Source organism: uncultured Campylobacter sp., from assembly GCF_938030145.1.
In the GTDB taxonomy this organism is placed as follows: domain Bacteria; phylum Campylobacterota; class Campylobacteria; order Campylobacterales; family Campylobacteraceae; genus Campylobacter_B.
This window is the reverse complement of record NZ_CALHGM010000036.1, coordinates 1-1,830: the sequence shown is the minus strand read 5'-3', so window position 1 is coordinate 1,830 and position 1,830 is coordinate 1. Positions and strand designations below refer to the sequence as shown.

At 36.4% G+C, this 1,830-nt stretch carries 3 protein-coding genes; all 3 read left to right on the top strand.

What is annotated here, in order from left to right:
• On the top strand, positions 1-1,046 hold a 1,046-nt coding region (locus Q0323_RS08055), incomplete at its 5' end, for a polymorphic toxin type 30 domain-containing protein (RefSeq protein ID WP_298053369.1).
• Position 1,047: 1 nt separating this feature from the next.
• Positions 1,048-1,401, top strand: a complete 354-nt coding sequence (locus Q0323_RS08050) for a hypothetical protein (RefSeq protein WP_298053367.1) — start codon at positions 1,048-1,050, stop codon at positions 1,399-1,401.
• Between the two features lie 35 nt (positions 1,402-1,436).
• Positions 1,437-1,823 carry a phytanoyl-CoA dioxygenase gene (locus tag Q0323_RS08045; protein WP_298053364.1) on the top strand — a complete coding sequence of 129 codons (387 nt, stop codon included), beginning with the start codon at positions 1,437-1,439 and terminating at the stop codon, positions 1,821-1,823.
• The last annotated feature ends 7 nt before the right edge of the window (positions 1,824-1,830 follow it).

Here is a 1,830-nt window from a genome sequence, read left to right as displayed (position 1 = left end):
ACATAGGCTTAGCTAAGGAGTATATCAAACAAAGCGACTTCTATAATAAAGACCTAGACGGAACAAATGCCTTCAATCCTACTGCGGGGCAGTATTGGGAAAGGTATGTATATAGTGAGAACGCCTATGCCAACAAAGATTTTTATATAAAAAATCTTTACTTAAACAAAGGCATGGGTATATTAGATTATGTAAAATCTACCGCTTACGGATTATATGGCACCGCAGAAGGTTATGTAGATGGAATAGAAGATATGGGTGATATGGTGCTTCATCCAATAGATACTGTCGGTAATATTTTTAGCGCGATAATTCACCCGTTAAGAACGCGCCAAGCTATAAGCGATAGTATAGACGAACATCAGGCGGATAATTTTGTAGATGCCATGATAGGCGATCAAAGCTCGATCAATCGTAGAAATTACCATACTTTAGGTGAAGCTGCCGCAGGTCTAGGTACGGGCAAATTATCAAGCAAGCTAAATAAAGCGGGTAAGGTAGTAGGCAAAGCAGATGAAGTAGCTAAATATGAAGTTGCCAAGCCTGCACCATCTACAGAACATATAAAGAGAGTATTCGTAGATAGTAAAAGTGCAAATTCTGATTTAGTTACTTTGGTTAATAACACACAAGCAGATTATATAGTCAGCAAAAAAGGGCTTGCATTTAGCGTCAAAGATCTTAAAAATCTATTAGCTTTACAAGGAACATCAAAAAATGTAGGAAAGTGGGAAGGTCTAACAGGCGCATCATTTGAAGAGATATTCTCAAGAGCACCTAAGAATTGGATAGTGAAATTCCAAGATAAAGGAGTGGGTATTAAATTTGTGGAAATCGTAGATGGAAAAGAGATAGAAAAGATTAGAATACATGGTCCTAGCTCAAGCAAACATATTCCTGAAAATTCTAATGCAAGGCAAGGTTGGGTGCTAAGAATTCAAAACGAAAAAGGAGATTATTTCGATAGTGCCGGCAATGTTGTGCCTAACAAATATAGCAACGAAGGGCATATACCTATAAAAGGCAATAAAAATTTAGGAGAATAAAATGGCGAGAGGAAGAAAAGCACTTTTGCAATCACTTTTTGCTTTAGCGTCAATTGAATTTCAAACAAAGTATATTGATAATGCCGATGCAGATGCCGATGTATATACATCGCCGGAAGAATTACTAGAGGATCTAAGTAGTGCCTGCATAGAGGCGCAATCATTTAAGGAAGAATTTACGCAAGATGAATTAGAACGATGTGAAGCAATGAGAGATAAGATAAAAAGTCTTCCCAATGAAGATATATATAAAACGCCTCTTTGGGAAAAACTACGTAAAGAAGCGAAAGATTTTTTAAATTTCATGGGTTATAATGTAAGCGATATCGACGATAGTATTTTCAGGCAACTTTAGTTAGCCATATCAATGAGAAATAAAAGGAAACCCAAATGCAAATTAACGGAAAAGAGATATTTGAGAAAGGCGGTCTTATGTTTCATTTAAGCCTAATGGCTTCTTTGGAATACCAGGATAAATATATCGTTCATCCTACGGCTAAATATTATGAAAGCCCGTCTGAAATGGCAGATATTTTATATACCGAATGCGAAAATGCTTTATTGGAGCGGTTTGAATTTTGCTTCCTGCCATACGAGAGGGATGCGCTAAGAGAACTTTTGGAGCTCATAGATAGATACTTTAAAGATCAAAGCTTGCTAGAAGGCATAGGTGAGTATTTGGTATATCAAAATAAATCCTGGATAGAGGTCAGAGAATTAGCTTTAAAAACTTTACATATTTTCGGATATGATTTAGGTGACTTTGATCTGTATTAAGCTCACG

Coding starts and splice junctions, on each gene's coding strand:
- Q0323_RS08045 (WP_298053364.1), top strand. CDS start 1,437: ATGCAAATTAACGGAAAAGAGATATTTGAGAAAGGCGGTCTTATGTTT.
- Q0323_RS08050 (WP_298053367.1), top strand. CDS start 1,048: ATGGCGAGAGGAAGAAAAGCACTTTTGCAATCACTTTTTGCTTTAGCG.